Source organism: Pseudomonas sp. NFACC10-1 (assembly GCF_900119195.1).
GTDB classification, from domain to species: domain Bacteria; phylum Pseudomonadota; class Gammaproteobacteria; order Pseudomonadales; family Pseudomonadaceae; genus Aquipseudomonas; species Aquipseudomonas cerasi.
Genome location: NZ_FPJB01000013.1, coordinates 26,395 through 50,883, shown reverse-complemented (window position 1 = coordinate 50,883; position 24,489 = coordinate 26,395). Strand labels below are relative to the sequence as shown.

Below are 24,489 nucleotides of genomic sequence, written 5' to 3'. Positions count from 1 at the left end.
TCGCACATTCATGGCGTGGCTGGCCACACCCTGACAGCCGCACGCCAGTCGGTGGCCGTGCAGGACCACCGGTATGCCGTTCAGTTTTCGGGTGGGGTGGCCTTCGATAAAGGCGAACTCTCCTGAATGAAGCGGGCAGGTGGCTTTGTCGCCCAGCACGGCCGGAGGCTTGCCGTTGAGGGTGTGGGTGCCTGCCAGTTGGCAGGACACCACTCGGCCACCACTGCTGGTGGCGTCGCCCAGGCAGACGGGATAACTCACTCCGCAGGTGCCCCGCCGGTTGGCGAGCCGAAGGTGAACGGGTCTGCGCCGCGGTTCTGGCTGTTCTTCGCTTTGCGGGCTTCATCGGGCGGGCGGACCATTTGTACGGTCAGGCTGCCATCGGTGCCGGCGTAGACCACGGCACTGACGCCGCCATCCTTGTAACTGGCGATGGTCGCCAGATTGATCTCGACCAGCGCACCACTGACCCCGGTATTGCCCAGACGGCGGCCGATGTCGTAGCCCTCTTCGACATTGCCCAGCTCAAGACCGTGGCCGTCCTTGTTCAGGTCGTGCAGGGCGTTGTTCAGGGCGATTTCCGCTTCCGGGTTGTTGGTGCTGTCGTAGAACACCCGCACAGGTTTCTGACCATCTGGCAAAGTATCCAGCGCCTGCACCCAGGCGGCTTGCAACGCTTTGGCTTGCAAGGCCGGTTTCAGACGCTTGCCGTTTTCATCCTGCATGGGCGCCTTGACCGGGCGGTGCAGATAGCCGAGTACCGGCGCAGCATCGAACTCCTTGACCTGATGCTGACCCCAACGGATTGGCAGCCAGGGGGAGGGCTCGAAGTTGCCAGGGCCGCGATTGCTGATGGTCTTCCAGAGGGTGGGGAGCTGGGATTGCCAGTAGGCGGTGGACATGGTGCTCGGGGCATCCGGTACCTTGGGATTATAGGTGCCTGCTCCTGCTTCATACAGATTCTTGTCACGCTCCCAGTAAAAAGCCCACAGCTTGCCCAGATCGCTACTTTTGTTTTGATTGTCATCTGAATCGTTAGTCGCATAGGGACGGATGTAGTGATCCACTCGATCCGATCGAGTAACCAGCAGGCCGGTCATGCTTTCAAATACCGTTGGAACTACTTGAGCGTTTTTTGGCATGCCCGGAGTACCTGCAACGCGTAATCCGTTTCGCGTGACATCACCGTCTTCACTTACTATTAGCGCTTGAGGTACTTGCAGGTTGTCCTCAAAAAAACTGAATAAACGGTTAAGTATTTTTTGAGCGTGAGTAGTGTTTTCAGCGTCTTGCCACAAGAATAACGTCACACCTAAAGTAGCGGCGTTGCGCCCGTTGAGAATGTTGTCGGCGGCACCTGTGTCTGATGGTTGTTTTGGGGGGGCAATTGCAAACGTCGGGATGGGCCAATATGGCACAGCCACATCTGCAGAATGTTGGAAGGCTACGCGTATATTGATGTCTCTAGTAGTCTCGCGTGAACTCAGACCGGGATTGTAGTCCTTTGCATCTGACGAGTATATTGAAACGAAATTGCTATTTTTTTTAACGATCTCTCGCCAGATTGACGATTGATGCCAGCCATGTACTGCCATTCCTACCCCCCGGATTTCCAAGGCGTAATTTCGTTTTTGAGTGGCCTGTTGATCTGATATCTGTGCTGCAACGTTGGATTTGTATGCCGCCAGTTCGACTTTTTCATGAGCAACGGCTTTGCCCCACCAGTGACCACTGTAGGTCAGCAGCACAGTGCCAAAAATAGCCGCAATGCCCCAGCGCGTTACCGAGTGTATGTCACGGAGTTCCATGTTGTTTTCCTGTGCGTTTAAATAGACTAGCAGGACAAATCCTATCCAGAGGGAAAGCAGTATTCCTATTATCCAGATATACGGCTTCAGCTTGGGTCGTATCAAGGCTTTCCTTGGGTACGCCGTCATTTAGAGACTCCCTTAATCTGAGAGCCTGTGAGTAAGGATGGCGGTGTTAATGGTACTAGCTCTGGCGGGGGGAATATGCCTCGTTCGTAGTAAGCATTACTGGCTTTCACCAATGCCTGAGCTTCGTCGCTAAGTTTTATCCAGCCAGGCAGTTTCTCAACAACTTCAAATTTCTTCTTGTCCATCTTCCAATCCGCAATCGCCACCAGTACATCACGCATCGCCGGGTCGTCCAGGCATTTCGCCTGACCAATCGCGATATCCATCGCCGTTACCCATTGATGGTTTTCCGGGCTTCGCAACAGGCCCGAGTGATAGCTATTGAAGTCCAGCACCTCGGTCGAATTGCTTTCATCCATGAACTCACGTATTTCGTCCGGCGTGTCCTCGCGCAGTATCTCGTAAGTATCCGAAGGCCTTGGTGCGCCGTCGCCTGTCAGTCTTCGCTTGATTATGATGCGGGTCTGTTGACCTGGCGCTTTGCCCATATTCCATTGGGCAAGCTCTCGCTCTAGGTCTATCGATCCTGTGTGGTTGCGCACAAAGTGCCATCTGAGCTTGGCCCTTGGGTTGCCCACGGCATTGGCTTTGTTAGCGTCATCGGGCCTGTCACGCCCTGATTTGTTCTGATCGCCCTTGTAATTCTCCTCCTCCCCGCCAAACATAGCGGGGGCGTGTGGTGGATACAGTTGTTCAGCGTTGATCAGTATCCTATGCCCTTCTTCTGTAGGGCCTTTCGAAAGGAGCCCTGCGAACCAACTGTCGCCGGCATAGCGAGATTCGTTTTTGGCGCGCAACAGGTCATAGCCTGGAGGCTTTCCAACCATGACCGGAGAATCGTCACGGTAGCGCTTGGTCCACATGCGTTGATAAAAGCGCACGGCCTTCAATTCAGCCATAGGGTTGCGAGTACTGTCTTTGCCATGGATGTCCCACACCCCAAACGTGCCGATGCCTCTTACGTCATCCAGTGCAACGGTGGTGTCGTCCGGGCAGAAATACAGGTATACCTTGCCGCGGTTATCACGCTCAGGGAATACCGTCAGGTTACCGACTTTGCCCTTGTCTTTGCGCGTACCTTGTGTCGGTGACCACTGCGGGCCGCTTCTTCCGCAGTAGGTTGCGGGGTTGCACAGGTCTGAAAGCGGCGGCTGGGTGTGGGGTGCCTGAGTCACCTGTGCCACGATGCGAATCAGTGTGGTTAGCGTGTCTTGATCTTTGGGGGTGACTTCCGGGAACAGGCAGTAGGGCGTGTCCACCATGATGATGGTGTCCGCGCAACGATGCCCCCCGTCCACCAGCAGTGCTTGCGCCAGCAGGGTAATCAACGTGCCTTGGCTATGCGCCATGATCGTGATGGTTTCGTCGGGAGACACCCTGCGTATCTCCTTGACCATCATCGCGAGCCGGTGAGCAGCCAGCACGTAATAACGTCGATGTGGGTTATCCCCCAGAAAATGTGTGTTGGGTAGCGTCTTTCGGGCAATCTTAAGGCGCATGGTGAGTGGCAGGCCCTTGTCATACATTTCCAGCAGGTTATTGGTGGCATTGACAAAATAACCACCGGCCTTGCCAAAATGCCGATCCAGGCGATTACCCTGTATGTCCTGATACTGGTCACGCAGTTTAGTGGGGGCGTTGTTCTTGTCCCGGCTGATTTCGCTGGGGTCGGCCCGATATCCCCAATAAAAGGGAATCAGCAGGCTGCGCGTTTTCGGGTCGTCAGTATCACGTCTGTAAAGATGGGTGTCTGGGTCGTCGAGTAGCTGTTTATCTTGATCTTCCAGTTGTTGTTTGGCTCTGAGTTTTTTTTTCGCGATGTCGTACTCAGCCCCGTATCGCCCCGGCACCAGATCCGGCCGGTCCAGTCGCTCATTCACCCCCTGACACAACCCGCTCTCCACCATGCTGTACGACGCCCCCGGGTCATTCACACCGTGCAGAAAGATCACTACGCCTGGCAAATCGCCGGGCACTTCCATTTTGCAGGTGGTGTTGAGGTTGGGGATCAGGCGTGTGTTGCCTTGGGCAACGGCGTATTCATCGGCGCCGTTCATTGCGCACCTCCTTTCGGGGTGCCGCTGCGCAGTGCCGATACTTGCGCCTGATGCATCATTTCGCGTTCCACGCGCTCGGTCAGTCCGTCTGCGTTCGTCATTCCTTTCACCAGGCTGCCATCTTCCAGTTTGATTTCATACGAGTGATCCGCTGCTGCCCGCGGGCTTTGTTCGCTGTGGCCGGGGTAGTGGAAGGTGACCTGCTGGGCGGCGGGGTCGCGGCCGAAAGAGGGGATAGCAGCGCTGTCGGTCTTGGGGCCGATCCAGTCGTGTTCGCTGGCGTGCACGGTGACTTTGCCCTGTGAGCCGATCTCGACGCCGCCGCCAATCTTGATGTAACTGCCGTCATCGGCGACCAGGCGGATGGTCGGCGCGGTGATGACCACTTCGCCTTCGACGGCCGAGACGTGCAGGTTTTTCTGGGCATTGAGGGCGATGTCGTCTTCCTGCGCTTGCACCAGCACCTTGCCGCGGTTGGCGATGGCGCTGATGCCTGCATCCTGAGCGAAGGCCGACAGCCCTTTGCCTGCTTGCAGGTGCATGGCCGCGCCGCTGGTCAATTGCAGGTTGTCCTGCGCAGTGGTGTCGTGATTTTCACCCGCATAGTGAACCTGCGAGCGTGGTGTGGCGCTGGCAATGCCGGCGGCAGCGGTCATGGCCAGTACCGGGTCGCCCAGGCCGTTATTGTCCGGCGCGGGCCATTGGTCGAGCGACTGGCGCAAGGCTTCCATACCTTTGACATCCACCGCCTGACTGCCACGTGCGGCTGCGGTTTCGCCGAGGGATTTGAACAGCTCGCCGCACTCGGCCAGCAGTTTGAGCAGCTCTTCGCGATCCAGCTGTGAGCCTTTTGCGTCGGTACGCGCATAGGTGGTCAGCAACATGCCTTGCGCGGCACGCAGGGCGATGGCGGCATCGGTGCGCAGTTCTGCGCCGTTGCCGCGTGGCTGAGCGGTGCCGTCAGTACGCGGATCGGTCAGTTTGCCCAGGTTGAGGGCAGTGGCCTGATGGGTCGTGCCCATGCGTGCGCGCAGCGAGCCCGGCGTGTCATCGAACAGCAGTTCGTTGAAGCCGCTGCCTTTGTGTTCCTGGGTGCGGATCCCCGACAGCGTGCGGTTGCCGGGCAGCCCCGAGGCCTTGCTGAAGCGTGGCGGCAGATTAATGTTGTTGTAGAGTACCGACGTCACCAGAGGCCGGTCGATATCGCCCGCCAGAAAGGTCACCAGCACTTCCTGGCCGATGCGTGGCATGAACTGATGCCCGAAGCCGCTACCGGCACTGGGCATCGCCACTCTTAACCAGGTGGTGCCTTGCGGTAGGCTGTCGCCGCGCTGCCAGTGGAACCTGACCTGTATCCGCGCCAGTTCATCAGTGAACACTTCCTCACCTTCCGGCCCGACCACGATGGCGCTCAGAGGGCCCGGAATGCTCGGGCGCGGGACGGTGATCGGATGACGGTAGGGGATTTTGTGGCGAATGCACACGAACTCGTTTGTGTAGCCCGCGCCTTCGTCCGACAGGTAATTGTTGCTGCCCTCATGCTTGACCGATATCAGCAGAAAACTGCGATCTTCAGCAGAGCCGCGGTCATGATCAAAATGTTGGGTCAGTTCAAAGGTGTGGCCAGGGTACATGGCGCGGCAGTTACTGTTGCCGGTGAATGTCTTGCCCTGAACTTCAATGGCCTCCAGACGCTGACGTACCAGGCGTTCACCGTCATTGAAGGTGCCGTGGCTGTAGTGATCGAGCACGTCATACACTTCATACGAATCGACGTTGCCCTGCTCGTTGAGACTCGGCATGCCAACCGGCAGCGAATTGCGCGGCTGCTTGTAATCGAAAGTCTGAATGGACATGCGCCCCGACTGCAGGCGTCGATGGCTGCGCCATTCGGTAATCGAATCCGCTGTCTCGGTAACGGATGCACTGTGATAACGAATGGTGGGCTGTTGCGGCAGGGGCGAGAGGTCACGCGAGTGATCAAGAATGATCAGCGTGTGCTTTTCCTGATTGTGATCGAAATAGAAGAACAACCCTTCGTGTTCCAGCAAGCGCAATACAAAGGTCAGATCGCTTTCACGGTACTGGGTGATGTAACTGTGTGTCTTGAGTGGCTGGCTGAGTTGAAACTCGAAATCGGGCAACGCGCCATAGACCGCAAATACCGTTCGGATAACGGCTTCGATGGTCTGTTCCTGAAATATGCGCGAGTCGACGCGTCGCGAGAGCATCCACAGCCAGGGGCTCAGTGTTGCGCTGTAACGTGCCAGACCGCCGTCGCTGCCTTCCAGGCTGAAGGCATTGATATAGCCATTGATGAAGCGCGACTCGCCGGTGGCCAGCTCTATTGCCAGTTGTGCAGGCTGGCCGATCTGCGATTTGAGCTCCAGGCCGGCATCGCGGCTGATCATCGACAACTCGAAACTGAACAGCTCGGACAGGCTTTCAGTGCCGGAAAAACGTTCCAGCAGGAGTTCCTGTTCGTCACGGGCAACGGTCGTCAGTTTGATCAGACGACGGTTTTGTGGCGCAAATAGCGCCGTTAGATCCTTTAACATTGTTGCTCCGTTATATAAAACCAGCCGCTCGTTCCGGGCGAGAGTGCTGATATAGAGAGGTGGGTGAGTCTATAGACTTCTTTCCGGGGGCACACAGTTAAATTGCAAAGGGCCATTACCGGGCGACATTACTCTTGATGCCGCAGTGAGGTAGTGAGGAATGGCTAGCAATGTCGTCGGCCAATTCATAAGGAGCTGTAGTGCGTTTCTTACGGCTTAATGAGAGACGCCACGAGGAAAGACTGTAAGGGGAGGGCGCGCGATACGAAAAAAGCCCTGGCGCGTGAGCGTCAGGGCTTTTTTAGTCGGCGATTACTGCAGGCTTATATTGGCCAGCGTAACGATAATGCCGATTGCCGCGACGACGGCGGCGACTGCGTTGATCGAGAACACCGTGCGTAGGGTTGTGGAGAGTCTCCACGGTTTTACGGCGAATGCATAAATCATCAGAAAGATGATCGCGAAGATTTCAACCTGCGCGAGCAACACTACGGCGCTGCCAAACGCCATTGATCCGGAGAGGGCATCAGCATCTCGCGACAGATAATATGTCAGCAGGGTGCCGATGATGGGCAGCCAGATCCCCAGGCTGATAAGGATCAGGGGGACGGGGTTGAAAGCGCGTGCTTTGTTTTCGGTGTCCAATGTTGTTCCTTGAAGGGTTAGCCAGGGCTCAGGGCTTGTCGATAACGGAAGCCTCTTGAGGCGGCTCGGTCTTCGCCGTGCGTATCTCTCGGTTCCATTGCAGGATGATCATCACCAGCGTCGGAATGCCCAGCAGCGCGGTGATCAGGAAGAAGTTGTGGTAGCCGTACTTTTCCACCACCACACCGGAATAGCCGCCCAGCAGGCGCGGTAGCAGCAGCATGATGGAGCTGAGCAAGGCGTATTGCGTGGCGGAGAACTTCAGGTTGGTGAGGCTCGACAGGTAGGCGACGAACGCCGATGTCGCCAGCCCGGAACTGAGGTTGTCCAGCGAGATGGTGAGGATCAGCATCTTCACGTTCGGGCCCATGTCCGCCAGCAACAGGAACAGGATGTTGGTCGAGGCTGAGGTCAGGCCGCCGATGAACAGGATCGGCATGATGCCGAAGCGCACGATCAGCAGTCCGCCGATACCGGCCCCCAGCAGGGTCATGATCAGGCCGAAGATTTTGCTGACGCTGGCGATCTGGTCCTTGGTAAAGCCCTGATCGATGTAGAACACGTTGGCCATGACGCCCATCACCGTGTCCGACATCCGGTAGGTCGCGATCAGGCCCAGCAACAGCAGCGCCTGCCAGCGGTAGCGCATGATGAAATCGTTGATCGGGGTGAGTACCGGTGCGAGTCCGCGGCGACCCATCGAGGACAGGCAGGCGATGGTCAGGAGCGTGTAGAGAATCGCGCGTAAAAACGCCCGGTCTTCCAGCAACAGGTCCATCCAGCTGGTGCCGTTGAACAGCACGCTGGCGAAGTCGGTATTGTAAAGTTGGGTAAACATCGCCGGTACGGAGACCAGTAGCACAATCAGCACGAACACCGAGGCCAACTGGTGCGTAAAGCCATAGCGCGCTGCCGACAGCTGGGTGCGCAGCGGCACCGGCGGCTCGCGCATGATCAGTGTGGTGACCAGGGCGGGCAGCATCAGCAGACCGAACAGCACATAAGTACCGGTCCACGCCGAATGCTTGTAGGCAAAGCCCGTCGAGCCGAAGCCCTCGGCGAAATACAGTGCACCCGCGGTCGCCAGCAGTGCAGCGACCCGGTAGCCGGACATGTAGCTGGCGGCGAGTGCAGCCTGTTGCGTGTCCTGGGCAATTTCCAGGCGATAGGCATCAATGGCGATGTCTTGCGTTGCGGAGGCGAAGGCCACCACTACGGCAATTGCGATCAGCCAGGACAAATGCTTCTGCGGATCACAGAAGCCCATGCCGATCAGGCCGAGAATCACCAGGCTCTGTGCCAGCACCAGCCAGGAGCGACGTCGCCCGAGTTTGCCGAGCAGGGGCAGACGCCATTGGTCGAGCAATGGCGACCAGACCCATTTGAAGGCGTAGGCAAGGCCGATCAGGCTCGCATAGCCGATGGTCTCGCGCGCGACACCGGCTTCGCGCAACCACACGGACAATGTCGAAAAGACCAGCATATAAGGCATGCCCGCAGCGAATCCGAGCAGCAGTAACACTAATGTCGACGGGCTGGCATATGCGGCGAGCGCGGCGCGCCAGGTTTTACGGGGCATGGGCTGGAATCTGCCTCAGGTTACGAAAACAAAGGGCGCACTCTAACCGCTGTGCTATAGGGGACGCCAGCCATGGCGCTGCATATCAACCCGATTATTCACAATGGTCACACCCTCGGCGCGTAAACGTGCCCGTTGTTCGTCACCGGAAACGCTGCCGGGCGGCAGACTGAGCCGACCACCGGCGCCCAAAACCCGGTGCCAGGGCAGGGAAGAACCGTCCGGCAACTGGCTCAACGTACGTCCCACCCAGCGTGCAGCTCGGCCCAGGCCCGCCAGTTCGGCGAGTTGCCCGTAGGCGACTACTTTGCCTTCCGGTATCTGCGCCATCGTCAGGTAGAGGGCGGTGCGTCGCGCCTCGCTCGGCGATTGTCCTGCCGGGTAAAGTAATGTTAAGTCCGGGTCTGCCACGCGATAATCCTGTATAAAAACGATATTGATTGTCGTTCAGTGAACTTTTGGTTGTCCGGGCTGTCAGTTACCACCGTGCTTGGTGGTACATGGATCGTCCCGTCACCTCCCCCGCAGGAAAATGCCCGATTCCCGCCTTACAGAGCCTAGTTATCGCTTATGTTGTCCAGAACCCTGTTGTGCCTTGCAATCACTGCTGTTTCCACTCCATTGCTTGCCGATACCGTCTGGTTGAAGAATGGCGACCGCCTGACCGGCACAATCAAGGTGTTCGACGGCGGCAAGTTGCTGCTGCAGACCGAATACGGCGGCGCTATCGCGCTGGACTGGAAACAGGTCAAGACCCTGAAAAGCGATCAGCCATTGCTGGTCAAGCAGGATGAGCATGGCGGCGAAGTCTCCAATTCGCTGCAGGCTGCGGATGACGGCAAGGTCGTGCTGGCCAATGGCGATGCGCCCAAGACCGTCGATCTGGCAAGTATCCATCAGATCATCAAGCCCAAGCCGGTTATCACTGATCTTGTCTGGAAAGGCAACATCGATGCGGCGCTGGATTTCCAGCAGGCCGAAAACGATACCAATGATTACAACGTGGCCTTCAAGACCTCGGCTCGCCATGGCGACTGGCGTCACAACGCCAAGGGCGATTACAACCGCGAGACCACCGACGATGTGGTTGGCACTGACAACTGGAGCGCCGAGTACTCGCTGGACCGCTTCCTGACCGAGAAATTCTTCTGGGACGGCCGCGTCAGCTACAAACGCGACAAGGTCGAGGATCTGTCTCGTCAGCGCGTCGTAGGTACCGGTCCAGGTTACCAGCTGTGGGATGACGAACTGGGTGCATTCAAGGTCGGTGCGCTGCTTAACCGTACCGATTTCGAGTTCTCCAACGACGAGAAGGAAAACTTCTATTCCGTTGCCGGCACCTGGGATTACAACCGCTACCTGATTGGCAAAAAGGTCGAATTCTTCACCAACGGCGAGCTGGGCAAGCCGCTGAGCTCCGTTGCCGATTACTCGCTGGATGTCGAGGCGGGGCTGCGCTACAAGGTGACCGACTGGGCGTCGCTTAACCTGAAAGCCGAGAAGAACGTCATCAGTGGTTCGAGCAATGGCGATGTCGACAAGACGCGCTACACCGCTGGCTTCGGCGTAAGCTGGTAAGCGAAGGGCGGGCAGCGCACACCCTGTGCGTCGCCCGCTGCTTTTACGCGCTGACTAGATTCGCATTGCGCCATCCAGCTCAAGGATGCGTCCGCTGAAATAATCATTCTCCAGAATATAAGCCACCGAGTGTGCAATCTCGTCGGGCCTGCCCATGCGCTTGAGCGGGATGGCCGAGGTCATTTTCTCAAGCGCTTCGGGGCGCATGCTGCCGGTCATTTCGGTTTCAATGAACCCCGGCGCCACACCTGCCACACGGATACCGTAGCGGGCCAGTTCCCTTGCCCAGGTAACCGTCGCAGCCGCCACGCCAGCCTTGGCTGCCGAGTAGTTGGTCTGTCCGATATTGCCCGCACGTGAAATCGACGAGATATTGATGATCGCGCCCTGACTCTTCTGCTCGATCATTTTCGCCGCCACTTCGCGGGTGCAGAGGAAGACGCCGGTCAGGTTGACGTCAATCACCGCCTGCCATTGCGCAAGGCTCAGTTTGGTCATCTCGCCATCCTTGACCTTGACCAGCAGGCCGTCACGCAGAATACCGGCGTTGTTGACCAGGCCATGAATGGCGCCGAAATCCTCGGCGACCTTGCTGACCGTGTCGACGACCTGTTCTTCATTGGCAACATTGCACAGATAAGCGCGAGCCTTGACCCCGAGTGCCTCACAGGCGGCGACAGCCTGATCGAGTTTCTCCTGATTGAGGTCCAACAGCGCCAGATTGGCGCCTTTGCCGGCCAGGTATTCGGCCATGGCTCTGCCCAGCCCCTGGCAGCCGCCGGTGATGATTATCAGCTTGTCTTTCAATTCCATATGCGTGCCCAATCACAGTTGATCGTTTCCATGGCATCACTGGCGGGTTGCGAGTGCTTATGCCATAGCCAGAGCACGTTATAGGCTGTTTTTGCGCGTTCGTCTCGGGTGGGCCGCCAGCCCTGAAATACACCGATACACGTTTGTGAAGGCCTGGTTCAGCTCACTTGTGCGCATAATTTAGCGGTAAGCCAGATGCAGGGAGCTTGAATTAACGACCTTCTGACATCACATACGGTCTACTCGGAAGGCATTCTTCCCTTGAGGAACTCATTTGATGCGTGTTTTTTTGCTGCTGTTTCTATTATTCCCGGTACTTGAGCTGTTTCTGCTGGTTCGTGTCGGGATGTCCATCGGCTTTCTCTGGACGTTCCTGCTGGTCGTCGCGACGTCGATGCTCGGCTTGTTCGTGATGCGCGTGGCCGGTTTCGCGACGGCGCTGCGAGCCCGCGAAAGCCTGGCGCGTGGCGAGTTGCCTGCGCAGGAAATGCTCGAAGGCCTGATGGTTGCCGTGGGCGGCGGCCTGCTGCTGTTGCCTGGTTTCATCAGCGACATTCTGGGTGTGATCTGCCTGCTGCCGATCACCCGTCGTCTGCTGATCAACAAGGTCCGCCAGCGCGCCCAGGATCAGGCCATGCGTCAGCGTGCCTTCGCCGATGATTTGCAGACACCTGCCAATCAGGGTGCTTCGAGTCATCGCCCGACGGCGATTCACAAGCCTACCCGCGAGCCCGACGTCATCGAAGGCGAGTTCGAGCATCGCGACAAGTAATCTTCCACACCCCCCGGCAGCGCGGCACCTCAGGGTGCCGCGTTCGTTTTGACCAGCCGGTTCGGGCGTAAAAAATTTCTACCCAAGACTTGTAATCACTTTGCTCGCCCTTATGTATGGGTCACCGCAAGGTTTCTGGCCTGAAGGCCAGACCGTATTCTGCGGTTCGCGCGTCGAACCGTAACCGGCAAGTCCGGATTTAAACCGGCCGGTGCACTCACCGGACGATCAAACAAACATAATCAGGAGATCGACAATGAAGCTTCGTCCTCTGCATGACCGCGTCGTCATCCGTCGCAGTGAAGAAGAAACGAAAACTGCCGGCGGTATCGTTCTGCCAGGTTCGGCTGCTGAAAAGCCTAACCGCGGCGAGATCGTTGCTGTGGGTACCGGCCGCGTGCTGGACAACGGCGAAGTACGTGCGCTGGCTGTGAAAGTGGGTGACAAGGTTGTGTTCGGCCCTTATTCCGGCAGCAACACAGTGAAAGTAGACGGCGAAGACCTGCTGGTGATGAGCGAGAACGAGATTCTTGCTGTCGTCGAAGGCTGAGTGCTCCCGCTGACTTCCGTTACTACTAAGTATTCAAGGAATAATGATCATGGCTGCTAAAGAAGTTAAATTCGGCGATTCTGGCCGCAAAAAAATGCTCGCCGGTGTAAACGTCCTGGCTGACGCAGTTAAAGCGACCCTGGGCCCTAAAGGCCGCAACGTTATCATCGAGAAAAGCTTTGGCGCTCCGCTGATCACCAAAGACGGTGTTTCGGTTGCCAAGGAAATCGAGCTTAAAGACCGTTTCGAAAACATGGGTGCGCAGCTGGTCAAAGACGTTGCCTCCCGTGCCAACGATGATGCAGGCGACGGTACCACTACCGCTACCGTTCTGGCTCAAGCCATCGTCAACGAAGGCCTGAAGGCCGTCGCTGCCGGCATGAACCCGATGGACCTCAAGCGCGGCATCGACAAGGCGACCATCGCCATTGTTGCCGAGCTGAAGAAGCTGTCCAAGCCATGCACCGACACCAAGGCTATTGCCCAGGTCGGCACCATCTCGGCCAACTCCGATCACTCCATCGGCGACATCATTGCTGAAGCCATGGAAAAAGTGACCAAAGACGGCGTTATCACCGTTGAAGAAGGTTCGGGTCTGGAAAACGAGCTGTCTGTTGTAGAAGGCATGCAGTTTGACCGTGGTTACCTGTCCCCGTACTTCATCAACAAGCCGGACACCATGGTTGCCGAGCTGGACAGCCCGCTGCTGTTGCTGGTCGACAAGAAGATCTCCAACATTCGCGAAATGCTGCCGGTTCTGGAAGCAGTCGCCAAGGCTGGCCGTCCTCTGCTGATCGTTGCCGAAGACGTTGAAGGCGAAGCGCTGGCCACCCTGGTTGTCAACAACATGCGCGGTATCGTGAAAGTTGCAGCCGTCAAGGCTCCAGGTTTCGGCGATCGTCGCAAGGCCATGCTGCAGGACATCGCTGTTCTGACTGGCGGTACCGTTATCTCCGAAGAGATCGGCCTGAGCCTGGAAACCACTACCCTGGAACACCTGGGTAATGCCAAGCGCGTCATCCTGAACAAGGAAAACACCACCATCATCGATGGTGCTGGCGTGAAAACCGATATCGACTCGCGTATCTCCCAGATCCGTCAGCAAATCGGCGACACCAGCTCGGACTACGATAAGGAAAAACTGCAAGAGCGCCTGGCCAAGCTGTCTGGCGGCGTTGCAGTGATCAAGGTCGGTGCCGGTTCCGAAGTCGAGATGAAAGAGAAGAAAGCCCGCGTTGAAGACGCCCTGCACGCAACCCGCGCAGCCGTTGAAGAAGGCGTGGTACCTGGCGGTGGCGTGGCACTGGTTCGCTCCCTGCAGGCTATCGAAGGTCTGAAAGGCGACAACGCTGATCAGGACGTCGGTATCGCTCTGCTGCGTCGTGCAGTCGAAGCGCCTCTGCGCCAGATCGTTGCCAACTCCGGTGACGAGCCAAGCGTTGTTGTTGACAAGGTCAAGCAGGGTTCGGGTAACTTCGGTTACAACGCTGCTTCCGGCGAATACGGCGACATGATCGAAATGGGTATCCTTGACCCGGCCAAAGTGACTCGCTCTGCTCTGCAGGCCGCGTCCTCCATCGCCAGCTTGATGATCACCACCGAAGCGATGATCGCTGACGTGCCTGAAGACAAGCCAGCAGGCGGCGGCATGCCGGACATGGGCGGCATGGGTGGTATGGGCGGCATGATGTAAGCCGGCTTTACCCCTTAAGCTACACCCATAAAGAACCCCGCCTTGTGCGGGGTTTTTTTATGACCTTTCTGTGCCGGACCAATCAGTGCGTCGGTTGTATGTTGCTGTTCGCGAGGCCCTTGGGTTCGGGACGATAAAGCACGAAGTAATAAACCCCCAGGCAGATCAGCCAGCAGAACACTGCGGTCCAGATGTTATGGGAAAAGAAGTGCGCACCTTGCAGCATTCGCCCGACAGAGAAAACAGTTCCCAGGCCAAACGCCAGAGCCAGACCCATCTTCGCCATCCGTGGGCGACGGTCGCGAAGGGCGAAGAACAGTGCGAACAGGGTAAAGCCGGTCGCCGCATGCCCGCCCGGCCAGCAGCGTCCCGGTTTATCGGTCGCAGGGCGTGGGCTCAACAGTTCGCTGTAGGTTTCCTGACCACCGAATTCTTTCAGGCTCCAGGGGCATTGCACTGAAGTCACCACTTTCACCGGGGTAACGAAGGCGGTGGAAAGCGCCATGGACAGCACCAGGCAACCCAACTCTCTGCGCCACGGGATCAGGCGTTCTACCTTGAAGGACGCCGCGAAGCCGATCATGGCCAAAGCGCCGAATACCATGACCAGCTGTTTGGCGCGGTCGTGGAGAACGTCTTCGAGAAAATAACTGTGCCTGCCGATGAACTGCCCGCTGACGGGATCGAAGGCCAGCTTGGCGATGTCCATGTCCAGTGACGTCAGTTCCAGCAGCATGAGGATCAGCGCCACGGCAATGGGGATACCCAGGTAAATCCACGGGTTGATCGAACGGGAGTAGGGTGGGGCGACGGTTTTCGACATATCGAATCCAGATCGGTGAAAGGCATGCCGCGATCATTGTGTGCGACGGTTTGTCTCAAAGTGTGTCATGTGCTTTGTAAATCATAGGTGAAAAAATCGTCATGCCATATCGGCGCTGGCCCTGACGCTCACTTCGTCTTAAGCTGCGCCAGCCCAAACTGCATATGAGAGTGCGTTATGCGAATTCTTCTGGTTGAAGACAACCGCGACATCCTGGCGAACATGGCCGATTACCTGGGCATGAAAGGCTATACCGTCGACTGCGCTCAGGATGGCCTCTCAGGACTGCACCTGGCAGCCACCGAGCATTACGACCTGATTGTCCTCGACATCATGCTGCCGGGCATCGACGGCTACACGCTGTGCAAGCGTCTGCGCGAAGATGCCCGTCGCGATACCCCGGTCATCATGCTGACCGCACGTGACCAGCTGGACGACCGTCTGCAAGGCTTCCGCTCCGGCGCTGATGACTACCTGCTCAAGCCGTTCGCCTTGTCCGAGCTGGCCGCGCGCATCGAAGCGGTGTTGCGCCGTGCCCAGGGCGGCGGACGGCGTACCTTGCAGGTCGCCGATCTGGTCTATGACCTTGACACCCTCGAGGTGACACGTGAGGGGCGCATGCTCAAGCTCAACCCGGTCGGGCTCAAGCTGCTCGCCGTGCTGATGCAGAAGAGCCCGCATGTACTGCGCCGCGAGATTCTGGAAGAAGCCCTGTGGGGCGACGATTGCCCGGACAGCGACAGCCTGCGCAGCCATGTGCACCAGTTGCGTCAGGTGATCGACAAACCGTTTGGCAAACCGCTGTTGCAGACCGTGCATGGCGTGGGCTATCGCTTGGCCGAGGGCCGGGATGGAGTTTAAACAGAGTCTTGCCCAACGGATCATCATTGCCTTTGCATTGATGAGTGCACTGGTCGCCGGGTCGTTCGCCATCGGAATCATTTCCACCGTTCACCTGGTCGAAGAAAAGCTGATTTCCGCCGGCCTCGGGGGTGACCTCAACCGCCTGATGCTGATGGACAGTGTCAGCGACTGGAGCCACCGGCCCAAGCCCGACCAGTTGTTCTACTTCAGCAATGGTCCGGGTGACTTCGACCTGCCCAAGGACATTCGTCACCTCGAGCCAGGCTTCCACGAGGTGTTCCGTGGGCCGTTGTCCTACCACGCCATGATCGAGGTGGTGGATGGCCGGCATTACGCCCTGTTGCAGGATCAGAGCGATTTTGAAGAGCGTGAGCGGGTGCTGTTCGCCGTCGTGCTGGTCGGTTTCGTTCTGGCCTTGGCGCTGGCGGTGTTTCTGGGTTGGGTGCTGGCGCGCCGGGTCATGGCGCCTGTCGTACGTCTGGCCCGGCAGGTTCGCCACCGTGACCAGCTGCTTGGGCTGGCACCGCCATTGGCGCCCGACTATGCCGCTGACGAAGTCGGCGAGTTGGCGGTGGCCTTCGATGCAACATTGGGTCGCTTGCGGCAGGCGCTGATTCGTGAGCGTATGTTTACCAGCGACGTGAGTCATGAACTGCGTACGCCGTTGATGGTGCTGGCCAGCTCTTGTGAGCTGCTGCTGGAAAACCCTGCGCTCGATCTGCGCGGCCGTCGTCAGGTCGAGCGTATCGGCCGCGCCTGCGAAGAAATGCGTGATCTGGTGCAAACCTTCCTCATGCTCGCGCGCACCCAGCGCGAAGACCCGGCCATGACGCCCAAGGCCACGCTGGTCGGGGTGGCCGAGCAATTGATCTCCCAGTGGCGTGACCCGATAGAGAGCAAGGGGCTGCAGTTGACCTACACGCCGCCTGCCGATGACCAGCTGTCCGATATTCGTTACAACGCGACCTTCCTGCATGCCGTGATGGGCAACCTGCTGCGCAACGCGCTGCATTACACCGATCACGGATTCATTGCGCTGACCCTGCACGCTGAAAGCTTCACCGTGGAGGACAGTGGCGTGGGCATTCCCGAGGAAAAACGCGAGGCGATGTTCGAGCCTTTCGTACGCGGCAACGAGCAGCGCGGAGAGGGGCTGGGCCTCGGGCTGTCACTGGTGCAGCGCATTTGCACCAATCAGGGATGGAGCGTCGATCTCACGCCTATGGAACCCCATGGTTGCCGGTTCAAGGTGACGCTCAACGTGGTCAAACCCTGACCTTCCTCTCGAGTAGACCGGCCTTATTGGGTAGCGGCCAATTGACTGCACTTCGTCGATTGGCCACACACTGCCTCTAACTCTCTGTAAAATCTCGAAACACCTGACGTTAAAAGGTAACATTTTTTTCACATTCAGATGACCTGACGGTGACGGCGGTGCCTTTAGTTTGGCCCCCATCAACATCAGGAGCTGCTCTCATGAGCGATCGCATCGAACTCGAGTTTTCCCGAAAGTACGACAAGACACATGCCCGCCAGTACCTGGAAAAGCATCAGGACGGTATCTGGCGCAAGCTGTCGCATCATCGCGATGAACAGCTGGCGAGAAAGGCTCTGCACATGGCCGGGGACCCGGGCCTGGTGCTGGACCTGCCTTGTGGTGCGGGACGCTTCTGGCCATTGTTGGCCGAGAAGCCGAACCGCTCGATCATCGGTGCCGATAACTCCGCAGACATGCTCAGTACCGCCTGTGCCTCGCAGCCGGCAGACGTTGTAAAAAGGGTACAACCTTTGCAGACATCTGCCTTTGCCATCGACCTGCCTGATAACGCAGTAGACAGCATCTTCTGCATGCGCTTGTTGCACCATGTTGGTCAGTCCAGCGACCGGATGGCTCTACTGCGCGAGTTTCAACGCGTAACCCGTGACAGCGTGATCGTCTCCCTCTGGGTGGATGGCAATTTCAAGGCATGGAAGCGTGCGCGTCTGGAGAACAAGCGTCAGCAGAAAACTGGGCGGGAAAGTTACCAGAATCGTTTTGTGTTACCTGTTGTTACCGCAGAAACCGAATTTGAGCAGGCAGGATTTCGCATTCAGAACCGAATGGATTTCCTGCCCATGTACGCCATGTGGCGAGTCTATGTCCTACGTAAAAGGTAAAAAGATGGGTTTGCAGTCCGTGAAAGAACCAGTTGTGAACCCGATCCAGAATGAGTTCGATCAGTTCTGGAGCCAGCGTGGCGAATGGGTTGAAGAACCCAATGTGCGTCGCGGTGGAGAGAGTGGTGTGCAGCGGCTGGTCATGGACGATGGGCAGACCCTCTATGCCAAACGTCAGACAGGTCACATCTACCGTAGCCTGCTGCACCCGCTGGGCCGACCTACCGTGCTGCGTGAGCGCGAGGCGCTTGAGGGGCTTCGCAAGCTTGGCGTCGTCGTCCCCGAAGTGGTGTTTTGCGGTGCCGAGCGGGGCGAGGACAATGCCTGGCGGGCGTTGCTGGTGACGGTGGCGCTGGAGGGCTTCGAGGAAATTGAAAAATGGCAGGCTGCCGGAGGGCGCGAGCGCCATGGCGAGCTGTTCTATGAGCGCGTGCTCAAGGAAGTGGCAGACACTCTGGCCCGCATGCACCTTGGCCGCTGGCAGCACAGCTGTCTGTACATCAAGCACATTTTCGTGCGGGTGACAGGGGACGGGCCGGACGCCAACGTCGAGGTCGCCTTGCTCGATCTCGAAAAGGGCCGTCGTCGCCTTACCGCGCAAGGCGCAGCCCAACACGATATGAAACAGCTACGACGCCATTCGTCATTCAGCGCTGCAGACTGGCAGAAGTTGATCTACTTTTATCAAGCAGCGTTTGGCAGCTCTATCAAAGGTTTAGAGTCATGAAGCTAGAAATGGCAAGAGGTCTGTTTATCTTCGGTGCGCTGGCAGTTGCCACCGTCGCCGTGGCGGCGCTTGAACAACCGTCCACCCGCATACTTACCACGCAGCATGGCGAGGGCTACTGCCCACTGCCACGCGTGGCGAAGAGTCTGGTGAACGTACAGCCGGACCACGACCTTTTGCTGTTCATGTACAGCCTGGCGCAGGGTACCGGGGTTAAAAACTGAAGCCCTCACAGGCCCGGTATCTAACCCACCTCAGCCAGGTGAAGATGGTTGTCCCACAGCCCGGCCGGCAGGTCCAATGGCTGGGCCAGCAGCTGCGCCTTGCGGCAATCATAAAATCGGCAGCGTCCCTGGCCTGAGGTCACGACAAAGCCATCGGTCACAGCCCCCACGCCCGCGCAGTCCGGCAAGGGCGCATCCAGTTTCAATGCGCCACTGTCCAGATCCCAGATAAAGAAGCGGTTGCCGCGGGGTGCCGTCAGGGCCACCAGTCGCAGCTCGCTGTGTACTGCGACGCTGGCGGTGTAGTGGGCCATCGCGCGCAATTGCTCCTCTGCCACCGGAAACGCCTGGAATGGCTGGCCTGGACGCTTGATTGCCAGCAGCTCGGCCAACTCGTGGCTGTCGCCCATGAACTGCTGACCCGCGACGATGGTGCCATCGCTGGCGATGCCCATGTGGCGTACGCTGTTCATCTGTTGGGAAAGCGCTTCCTTGCTGAGCAAGGTGCCGTCACGCTGCATGATGACCAGGCTGGGTTGCATGGCATCGAGGTTCATCTCTACCCGACTTTCCGCTTCGGTGCGAATGCCGCCATTGGCGATCACCAGCGTTTCACCGTCCGGCATCCACGAGACCTGGTGCGGACCGATGCCATGCGTGGGGATCTCGGCCCAGTGCACCAGGCGCTCGTCAACGAAGCGGTAGACGCCCAATAAGCCGCGGCCTGGGTCACGGGTGTCGTTTTCCGTCGCATACAGCCATTCGCCGTCGCGATGGATCACCGCATGGCCGTAGAAGTGGCGGTCAGGCTGCGAAACGATGGTTTGCAGCAAGCGGCCATCGCGCAGATCGATCAGGTAGCTTTCAGTGCCAGGACGACGGGCGATGAACACCGCGAGTGGCAGGTCGGGATGATTGATGATGTCGTGGCAGCGCTGGCCCACCTGGGTCGCGAATACCTGCGTCCCGTCGAGCCTGAAACCCACCGCATAGTGCTTGCCGTCGCCATCGTCGCGAGCGGAAAGCAACAAGGGGCGTGTGTTCTTTTGCCGGAACAGTGTCCAGCCACCCAGCGTGCAGGCGCTGCGCAGAAGACTGCCGAGCGCCATGGCCTGACGTCGCAACATCACATGTACCTCTTGATCAATCGCCGTCGTTGGCGTTGAAACCCAACTGAATGCCGAGTGCCTTGGCCAGCTCGCCTTCGTGCAGGCGGTGCACGGCGTTCAGGCTGTCGTAAAACGCATTGAGTTGCTGGCGTCCTCCATCCGTGGCCAGCAGGTCGGCCAGTGGCGGCTTGAGTTCCGACAGCAATTTTCGGCTGTTAGCGTAGGCGGCGTCGATTTTGTCGGCCAGCGGTTTCTGCTCGGCGGGCAGCAGGCTGCGCAATCCCTTGTTGTCGACACCGGTCCACACCGTTTCGGCGCTGATCAGGCTGGCTTCCAGGCTGCTGAGCGACGACTTGCTGCGCCACGCATCTGCCTGGAATGGCTGCGGCTGCCCCTTGCTCTGACGACCCAGTGGCGTGCCAAGTTTCTTCTTCAGGCTGTCGAGCGCGGTGACCTGAACCCGCAGCAATTCGGCAATCGCCTCGTGGGAGTCGGCGTAGCGCTGATTGGGGAACTTGCTCAGTTGCGCGAGCATGCCGTCGGTGCTGTTCCAGCTGTTGAAGATTTCTTCGGCAAGCAGCTTTTGGCGCTCACCGATGGCCATCAGCAGCGGGCAGTAGCGCGCTTTCTGCTCGGCATTGGCCATGTCGATGTCAGCGTCGAAGAGGATGTATTCGTAGGCGGACAAACCCTGCACCACGACACTGGCCTTGGACAGTTCCTGAGCGGTGATCTGTGGCTGTGCAGTCACCAGTTGCTCGACCTGACGGCCCACCAGGTTTTTCTTGTCCGGCCAGAACTGTATTTGCCAGGCGCGGTTGCCTTCGGCCAGAGGACCGATCAACAGCGGTTGCAACTCTGCCCAGGTCTTCTGTGCTTTCAGAAAGTCGGCGCGAGCTGTGGCCAGATCAGTCTTGCCCTGGCAGAACGCCAATGCGCTGGCTGCCAACTGACGATCAGCCTCCACCCAACGGCTGTAAGTCGGCAGGATGACCTGTTTGGCAATCGCTGCGGACGTCACGGCCTGAGGATCGGATGGCGAGCAGGCACCCAAGGCAAGTGCCGCAAGGCTGGTCAGCAACAACTTGGGTCGGAACATGTCCGGCTCCTTATTTTTGAAAGGGCGATGTTTGAACAGGAAGATTCTGCAAAGGGCGCAATCATAACGAATTCAGGAAGGCCAGCAGCGCTTCACGTTGCTGTGCGTCAAAAGCCAGAACCTGGCGCTTTGCCGCCTGGGCTTCGCCGCCGTGCCAGAGTATCGCCTCAAGCACATTACGTGCGCGACCGTCGTGCAACAGTTGGGTGTGTCCGCTTACCGTGCCGGTCAGGCCCAGCCCCCACAAGGGCGGGGTGCGCCACTCACTTCCGCTGGCCTGGAACTCGGTACGGTTATCGGCCAGCCCTTCGCCCATGTCGTGCAGCAGCAAGTCGCTGTACGGGCGAATCTCCTGATTGGCCAGCTCAGGCTCGGCGGCGTCGCTACGGGTTTTGAAAGAGGGGGTGTGGCATTGCTGGCAGCCCGCCTGGAAAAACAGGTTCTTGCCTGCCAGCACCTGCGGGTCGTCGACCTTGCGACGTGCTGGAACAGCCAGGTTGCGGGTGTAGAACTCCACCAGACGCAGGATGTTGTCGCTGACTTCCGGTTCGCCATCCGGACCATTGCCATTGGGCGCGGCCAGGCAATCGGTCTGGGCCGGCGTGCAGTCATCGAAAGGCCGCAGGCTGGTGGTCAGCCCCATGTCGCCGGAAAACGCGTGCACGTTCTGCTGGTTGAGGTTCGGCTGTCCGGCTTTCCAGCCAAACCTGCCCATCACTACTTTTTGCCGAGCATCATCCCAGACCCAGTTGGGACGTCCCGAGATGCCATCGGCGTTCTTGTCATCGGGGTCGGCATTGGCAAGGATGGCCTCATCGGCAATGGCCTCGAGCAAGCCCAGGCCGATCATCGGCGGAGCTACGCGTGCCGAGATGTGCGTATCGGGGTGCATGGGGCCGTAGCCCAGCTGGGTAATCCTGAGGGTCGGCTGGCGCAGCTCGACTGAGGTGCCATCGCGAAATTCGACCGTTAGCGCATCGTACTCGACCCGCACCTTGCCCTCGGGCGCTACGCCGGGGTTCGACATGTCCTGCAATTGCCCGCCGTAAACCGGTTCGGGCAGCACACCGTTGCGCTTTATAAGGTCGGCATAGGCCGGGTCATCAGGAATCGACAGCCTGACCAGCATCGACACGGCATTGCTGTCGCCAGCTTCCGGCGGATGGCCGCGACCGTCCTTGATATGGCAGTTCTGGCAGGCATTGGTGTTGAACAACGGCCCAAGCCCGTCGCGAGCCGTGGTAGTCGAGGGCGCAATCACCCACGGGCTGCGGAAAAAGCTGTTGCCGACACTGAAGTCCAGCCGCCGCACGGGGGACAGATTGGCCGAGGGCATGGAGAAAGCGTTCTGATCGCTCTTCCTGACGGTGGCGCTGCCAGCGGACAAGGCTTCTCCCGGCTCGGCGTGCGTGAAACGCGGGGCGTCATCGCATGCGCTCAGGACCAGGGTCGTGAGCAAGGCAAGGGATAGACGGAGCCGCGTAATCATAGACATCCTGCAACGGGGCGAAAAATCGGGGCGTGCAAGCTTAGCAGCCTCGTGCGGTTTGAATAAGAGGGATTATCGTTTGCCTGCTCTGACGTAATGCGTTGTTACGAATCTCTGAGGCTGGTCTGGTCCCGGCATTTTTGCCTATGCTGAACATGTCGAAGTTGACAGCACACACGCAGATAAAACACCCAGCAGAGACCACATCAATGGATAACCCGGAAAACAGCGCGTTCGTGACCACCACCGAGGCACTGGAAGCGCTCTATGGCCCGATTGCTCCTCCTTCCATGACCAAGGAAGTCGACCATATTCACGCGGTTTACCGGCCCTTCATCGAGTCGGCACCCTTTGTTGTGCTGGCCTCTGCCGGGCCTGACGGCCTTGATGCGTCCCCGCGTGGTGATCAGGCGGGCTTCGTGCATATCGAGGACAACAAGACGCTTTATCTGCCTGACCGGCGCGGCAACAACCGCATCGACACCTTGCGCAATATCATCAGCGACCCACGTGTCGCGTTGCTGTTCCTCATCCCTGGCGTGGGCGAGACCTTGCGGGTCAACGGAACAGCGCAGATATCGGTTCAGCCCGAACTGTTGTCGCGTTTCGAGGTGAACGGCCAACTGCCCAAGTCGGTGCTGCGCATCTCCGTGACCAGCGTGTACTTCCAATGCAGCAGGGCAACCATCAGGTCCGGTTTATGGGATGCAGCCCGGCACATCGAACGCAGCGCGCTGCCGACTGCCGGGCAAATACTAAAAGCGGTTTCGGCCGAGCAGATCGATGGTGACGCCTATGACAAGGCTTTGCCGGGACGCATTGCGGATACGTTGTATTGATCATGGCTGATACCGTATTGCGCCTCTTGTGGTCATGTCTTGATCAGACACCGGTTTTGCTCTGATTTTTTTCCTTCTCAAGAAAGTAGTCGAAGATACTCATACCCTTGCGAAGACTTTTGCGGACTTCTTCACTTTCCTTGATCAGCTCGGCGCTAGGAGATTGCCATTGTTCGCGGGGCAGGGGTTTGGACCAGTCCTGTACTGCTTTGGGAAATGCCGTTTTCGGCAGTTGCTTGACCCAGCTGGCGACGTGGCAGGGCAACGTCCAGCCGCTGAAAAACTGGATCAGCAGAAAGCCGAACAGGTAGCGCAAGCAGCCGTGGTCAAGCAGATAGTCACGGCGACACATGTGGAAAAACGCCACAGTGCCTTCCTCCAGGTCAGTGCCCATCATGGGCTTTCGCAGGGCGCTCGGGCCTTCTTCCATGTAGGCGCGGATCGCTTCCCACTCGCTGACTGCCATACCAAGCGTGGAAGTAGGCAACGTGAGCCACATCACCTGGCCGTCCGAGGCGTCTATGAAGCCGATCATCAGAGCGAATTTCTGCTGAGTGCCGTATTGCGTTGCAACTGTGCTGCTGCTGACGCAGGCAATAACTTCTTCCCACGGGATGAACCGGGGTGGCTGGCCGCGCTTGGCGACATAGGCCACCTCGCGACGCTGGCGATTGAAGCGGATTGGGGGAGTGGAGATTTGGTGAATAGCTTGAAGTAAAAATAAGCTGTAGCTGCTTATCAAAAATGAAAAGAACCCCCAGATAGGCCAATTAGGTGAAAAGGCGGTGACTACGATTTCGAACACCGGGCGCCCAGTGTTTATATGATCAAGGGCTCCGAGCCCAAGACATATCGTGAAAATGAACAAAGCGATGCCCACGATAACGCCTAGGTAACAGCGAACTGAAAATTCTATTTTTGGAACGCCCATCGCAAAGTCAAGATAAATTTCATTGGTGGCTTGATGGAGTTGTTG

23 protein-coding genes are annotated in these 24,489 nt (G+C 58.2%); 10 read left to right on the top strand and 13 right to left on the bottom strand.

Going from position 1 to position 24,489, the window contains the following annotated elements:
• The 7 genes from BT119_RS25910 to BT119_RS25880 form a co-directional block, all read right to left on the bottom strand.
• Positions 1–261 (bottom strand): PAAR domain-containing protein (locus tag BT119_RS25910; RefSeq protein WP_072367154.1); only part of this gene is annotated, 261 nt, incomplete at its 3' end.
• Entirely contained in the window at positions 258–1,937 is a 1,680-nt protein-coding gene (locus BT119_RS25905) for a type VI lipase adapter Tla3 domain-containing protein (protein WP_175550611.1), read from the bottom strand. The genes BT119_RS25905 and BT119_RS25910, both read right to left, overlap by 4 nt.
• Positions 1,934–3,994: a T6SS effector phospholipase Tle3 domain-containing protein gene (locus tag BT119_RS25900; protein ID WP_072367150.1), complete on the bottom strand. Its 2,061-nt coding sequence runs from the start codon at positions 3,992–3,994 to the stop codon at positions 1,934–1,936. Before BT119_RS25900 ends, BT119_RS25905 begins: the two co-directional genes overlap by 4 nt.
• Positions 3,991–6,552 (bottom strand): type VI secretion system Vgr family protein, encoded by a 2,562-nt coding sequence (locus BT119_RS25895; protein ID WP_072367148.1) that lies wholly within the window; start codon positions 6,550–6,552, stop codon positions 3,991–3,993. The genes BT119_RS25900 and BT119_RS25895 overlap by 4 nt, the downstream gene beginning before the upstream one ends.
• Positions 6,553–6,864: 312 nt before the next feature.
• The gene (locus BT119_RS25890; RefSeq protein WP_044310423.1) at positions 6,865–7,197 is read right to left on the bottom strand and encodes a hypothetical protein; all 333 of its coding nucleotides are present in this window, start codon (positions 7,195–7,197) and stop codon (positions 6,865–6,867) included.
• A gap of 28 nt (positions 7,198–7,225) precedes the next feature.
• The gene (locus BT119_RS25885; protein ID WP_003363979.1) at positions 7,226–8,776 is read right to left on the bottom strand and encodes an AmpG family muropeptide MFS transporter; all 1,551 of its coding nucleotides are present in this window, start codon (positions 8,774–8,776) and stop codon (positions 7,226–7,228) included.
• A 54-nt stretch (positions 8,777–8,830) separates the two neighbouring features.
• The gene (locus tag BT119_RS25880) at positions 8,831–9,187 is read right to left on the bottom strand and encodes an MGMT family protein (protein WP_003431434.1); all 357 of its coding nucleotides are present in this window, start codon (positions 9,185–9,187) and stop codon (positions 8,831–8,833) included.
• A gap of 159 nt (positions 9,188–9,346) precedes the next feature.
• Between BT119_RS25880 and BT119_RS25875 the strand changes: the two genes are divergently transcribed.
• Complete coding sequence (locus BT119_RS25875) at positions 9,347–10,354, top strand: DUF481 domain-containing protein (RefSeq protein WP_003431433.1); 1,008 nt, start codon at positions 9,347–9,349, stop codon at positions 10,352–10,354.
• Positions 10,355–10,408: 54 nt separating this feature from the next.
• Here the strand turns inward: BT119_RS25875 and BT119_RS25870 are convergent, their stop codons facing one another.
• Positions 10,409–11,167, bottom strand: coding sequence for an SDR family oxidoreductase (locus tag BT119_RS25870; RefSeq protein WP_003413327.1), 759 nt, complete (start codon positions 11,165–11,167; stop codon positions 10,409–10,411).
• A gap of 277 nt (positions 11,168–11,444) precedes the next feature.
• Between BT119_RS25870 and BT119_RS25865 the strand changes: the two genes are divergently transcribed.
• From BT119_RS25865 to groL, 3 genes are all read left to right on the top strand, one after another.
• Positions 11,445–11,939 carry an FxsA family protein gene (locus BT119_RS25865; protein ID WP_060708239.1) on the top strand — a complete coding sequence of 165 codons (495 nt, stop codon included), beginning with the start codon at positions 11,445–11,447 and terminating at the stop codon, positions 11,937–11,939.
• A 256-nt stretch (positions 11,940–12,195) separates the two neighbouring features.
• Positions 12,196–12,489, top strand: a complete 294-nt coding sequence (locus BT119_RS25860; protein ID WP_003304675.1) for a co-chaperone GroES — start codon at positions 12,196–12,198, stop codon at positions 12,487–12,489.
• 49 nt (positions 12,490–12,538) lie between these two features.
• The gene (groL, locus tag BT119_RS25855; RefSeq protein ID WP_002555022.1) at positions 12,539–14,182 is read left to right on the top strand and encodes a chaperonin GroEL; all 1,644 of its coding nucleotides are present in this window, start codon (positions 12,539–12,541) and stop codon (positions 14,180–14,182) included.
• A gap of 82 nt (positions 14,183–14,264) precedes the next feature.
• Here groL and BT119_RS25850 read toward each other — a convergent pair whose 3' ends face one another.
• Positions 14,265–15,005, bottom strand: coding sequence for a phosphatase PAP2 family protein (locus BT119_RS25850; RefSeq protein WP_003363961.1), 741 nt, complete (start codon positions 15,003–15,005; stop codon positions 14,265–14,267).
• 177 nt (positions 15,006–15,182) lie between these two features.
• Between BT119_RS25850 and colR the strand changes: the two genes are divergently transcribed.
• From colR to BT119_RS25825, 5 genes are all read left to right on the top strand, one after another.
• A complete protein-coding gene (colR, locus tag BT119_RS25845; protein WP_002555020.1) occupies positions 15,183–15,866 on the top strand; it encodes a two-component system response regulator ColR in 684 nt (227 codons plus the stop codon).
• Positions 15,856–17,145: a sensor histidine kinase gene (locus BT119_RS25840; RefSeq protein ID WP_003431432.1), complete on the top strand. Its 1,290-nt coding sequence runs from the start codon at positions 15,856–15,858 to the stop codon at positions 17,143–17,145. Before colR ends, BT119_RS25840 begins: the two co-directional genes overlap by 11 nt.
• Positions 17,146–17,345: 200 nt before the next feature.
• A complete protein-coding gene (locus BT119_RS25835) occupies positions 17,346–18,026 on the top strand; it encodes a class I SAM-dependent methyltransferase (RefSeq protein ID WP_003405955.1) in 681 nt (226 codons plus the stop codon).
• A 4-nt stretch (positions 18,027–18,030) separates the two neighbouring features.
• Positions 18,031–18,753, top strand: coding sequence for a lipopolysaccharide kinase InaA family protein (locus BT119_RS25830; protein ID WP_003363955.1), 723 nt, complete (start codon positions 18,031–18,033; stop codon positions 18,751–18,753).
• Entirely contained in the window at positions 18,750–18,977 is a 228-nt protein-coding gene (locus BT119_RS25825; RefSeq protein WP_003363953.1) for a hypothetical protein, read from the top strand. The genes BT119_RS25830 and BT119_RS25825 overlap by 4 nt, the downstream gene beginning before the upstream one ends.
• Positions 18,978–18,997: 20 nt before the next feature.
• Here BT119_RS25825 and BT119_RS25820 read toward each other — a convergent pair whose 3' ends face one another.
• The 3 genes from BT119_RS25820 to BT119_RS25810 all read right to left on the bottom strand — a co-directional run bounded on the left by BT119_RS25820 (position 18,998) and on the right by BT119_RS25810 (position 22,674).
• Positions 18,998–20,104: a DUF1513 domain-containing protein gene (locus BT119_RS25820; protein ID WP_072367146.1), complete on the bottom strand. Its 1,107-nt coding sequence runs from the start codon at positions 20,102–20,104 to the stop codon at positions 18,998–19,000.
• A gap of 16 nt (positions 20,105–20,120) precedes the next feature.
• Positions 20,121–21,185: an imelysin family protein gene (locus BT119_RS25815; RefSeq protein ID WP_072367145.1), complete on the bottom strand. Its 1,065-nt coding sequence runs from the start codon at positions 21,183–21,185 to the stop codon at positions 20,121–20,123.
• A 61-nt stretch (positions 21,186–21,246) separates the two neighbouring features.
• Positions 21,247–22,674, bottom strand: a complete 1,428-nt coding sequence (locus BT119_RS25810; protein WP_003363947.1) for a di-heme oxidoreductase family protein — start codon at positions 22,672–22,674, stop codon at positions 21,247–21,249.
• Between the two features lie 209 nt (positions 22,675–22,883).
• Between BT119_RS25810 and BT119_RS25805 the strand changes: the two genes are divergently transcribed.
• Positions 22,884–23,513 carry a pyridoxamine 5'-phosphate oxidase family protein gene (locus BT119_RS25805; protein ID WP_003363945.1) on the top strand — a complete coding sequence of 210 codons (630 nt, stop codon included), beginning with the start codon at positions 22,884–22,886 and terminating at the stop codon, positions 23,511–23,513.
• Positions 23,514–23,556: 43 nt separating this feature from the next.
• Here the strand turns inward: BT119_RS25805 and BT119_RS27620 are convergent, their stop codons facing one another.
• Positions 23,557–24,444, bottom strand: coding sequence for a DUF6708 domain-containing protein (locus tag BT119_RS27620; protein ID WP_332307438.1), 888 nt, complete (start codon positions 24,442–24,444; stop codon positions 23,557–23,559).
• Positions 24,445–24,489 lie beyond the last annotated feature (45 nt).

What these genes read in the sequence shown, in the direction of transcription:
- BT119_RS25885 (WP_003363979.1), bottom strand. Translation starts at nt 8,776, where the DNA reads ATGCCCCGTAAAACCTGGCGCGCCGCGCTCGCCGCATATGCCAGCCCG.
- BT119_RS25895 (WP_072367148.1), bottom strand. Translation starts at nt 6,552, where the DNA reads ATGTTAAAGGATCTAACGGCGCTATTTGCGCCACAAAACCGTCGTCTG.
- BT119_RS25835 (WP_003405955.1), top strand. Translation starts at nt 17,346, where the DNA reads ATGAGCGATCGCATCGAACTCGAGTTTTCCCGAAAGTACGACAAGACA.
- groL (WP_002555022.1), top strand. Translation starts at nt 12,539, where the DNA reads ATGGCTGCTAAAGAAGTTAAATTCGGCGATTCTGGCCGCAAAAAAATG.
- BT119_RS25875 (WP_003431433.1), top strand. Translation starts at nt 9,347, where the DNA reads ATGTTGTCCAGAACCCTGTTGTGCCTTGCAATCACTGCTGTTTCCACT.
- BT119_RS25805 (WP_003363945.1), top strand. Translation starts at nt 22,884, where the DNA reads ATGGATAACCCGGAAAACAGCGCGTTCGTGACCACCACCGAGGCACTG.
- BT119_RS25830 (WP_003363955.1), top strand. Translation starts at nt 18,031, where the DNA reads ATGGGTTTGCAGTCCGTGAAAGAACCAGTTGTGAACCCGATCCAGAAT.
- BT119_RS25900 (WP_072367150.1), bottom strand. Translation starts at nt 3,994, where the DNA reads ATGAACGGCGCCGATGAATACGCCGTTGCCCAAGGCAACACACGCCTG.
- BT119_RS25850 (WP_003363961.1), bottom strand. Translation starts at nt 15,005, where the DNA reads ATGTCGAAAACCGTCGCCCCACCCTACTCCCGTTCGATCAACCCGTGG.
- BT119_RS25905 (WP_175550611.1), bottom strand. Translation starts at nt 1,937, where the DNA reads ATGACGGCGTACCCAAGGAAAGCCTTGATACGACCCAAGCTGAAGCCG.
- colR (WP_002555020.1), top strand. Translation starts at nt 15,183, where the DNA reads ATGCGAATTCTTCTGGTTGAAGACAACCGCGACATCCTGGCGAACATG.
- BT119_RS25840 (WP_003431432.1), top strand. Translation starts at nt 15,856, where the DNA reads ATGGAGTTTAAACAGAGTCTTGCCCAACGGATCATCATTGCCTTTGCA.
- BT119_RS25810 (WP_003363947.1), bottom strand. Translation starts at nt 22,674, where the DNA reads ATGATTACGCGGCTCCGTCTATCCCTTGCCTTGCTCACGACCCTGGTC.
- BT119_RS25870 (WP_003413327.1), bottom strand. Translation starts at nt 11,167, where the DNA reads ATGGAATTGAAAGACAAGCTGATAATCATCACCGGCGGCTGCCAGGGG.
- BT119_RS25815 (WP_072367145.1), bottom strand. Translation starts at nt 21,185, where the DNA reads ATGTTCCGACCCAAGTTGTTGCTGACCAGCCTTGCGGCACTTGCCTTG.
- BT119_RS25865 (WP_060708239.1), top strand. Translation starts at nt 11,445, where the DNA reads ATGCGTGTTTTTTTGCTGCTGTTTCTATTATTCCCGGTACTTGAGCTG.
- BT119_RS25825 (WP_003363953.1), top strand. Translation starts at nt 18,750, where the DNA reads ATGAAGCTAGAAATGGCAAGAGGTCTGTTTATCTTCGGTGCGCTGGCA.
- BT119_RS27620 (WP_332307438.1), bottom strand. Translation starts at nt 24,444, where the DNA reads ATGGGCGTTCCAAAAATAGAATTTTCAGTTCGCTGTTACCTAGGCGTT.
- BT119_RS25860 (WP_003304675.1), top strand. Translation starts at nt 12,196, where the DNA reads ATGAAGCTTCGTCCTCTGCATGACCGCGTCGTCATCCGTCGCAGTGAA.
- BT119_RS25820 (WP_072367146.1), bottom strand. Translation starts at nt 20,104, where the DNA reads ATGTTGCGACGTCAGGCCATGGCGCTCGGCAGTCTTCTGCGCAGCGCC.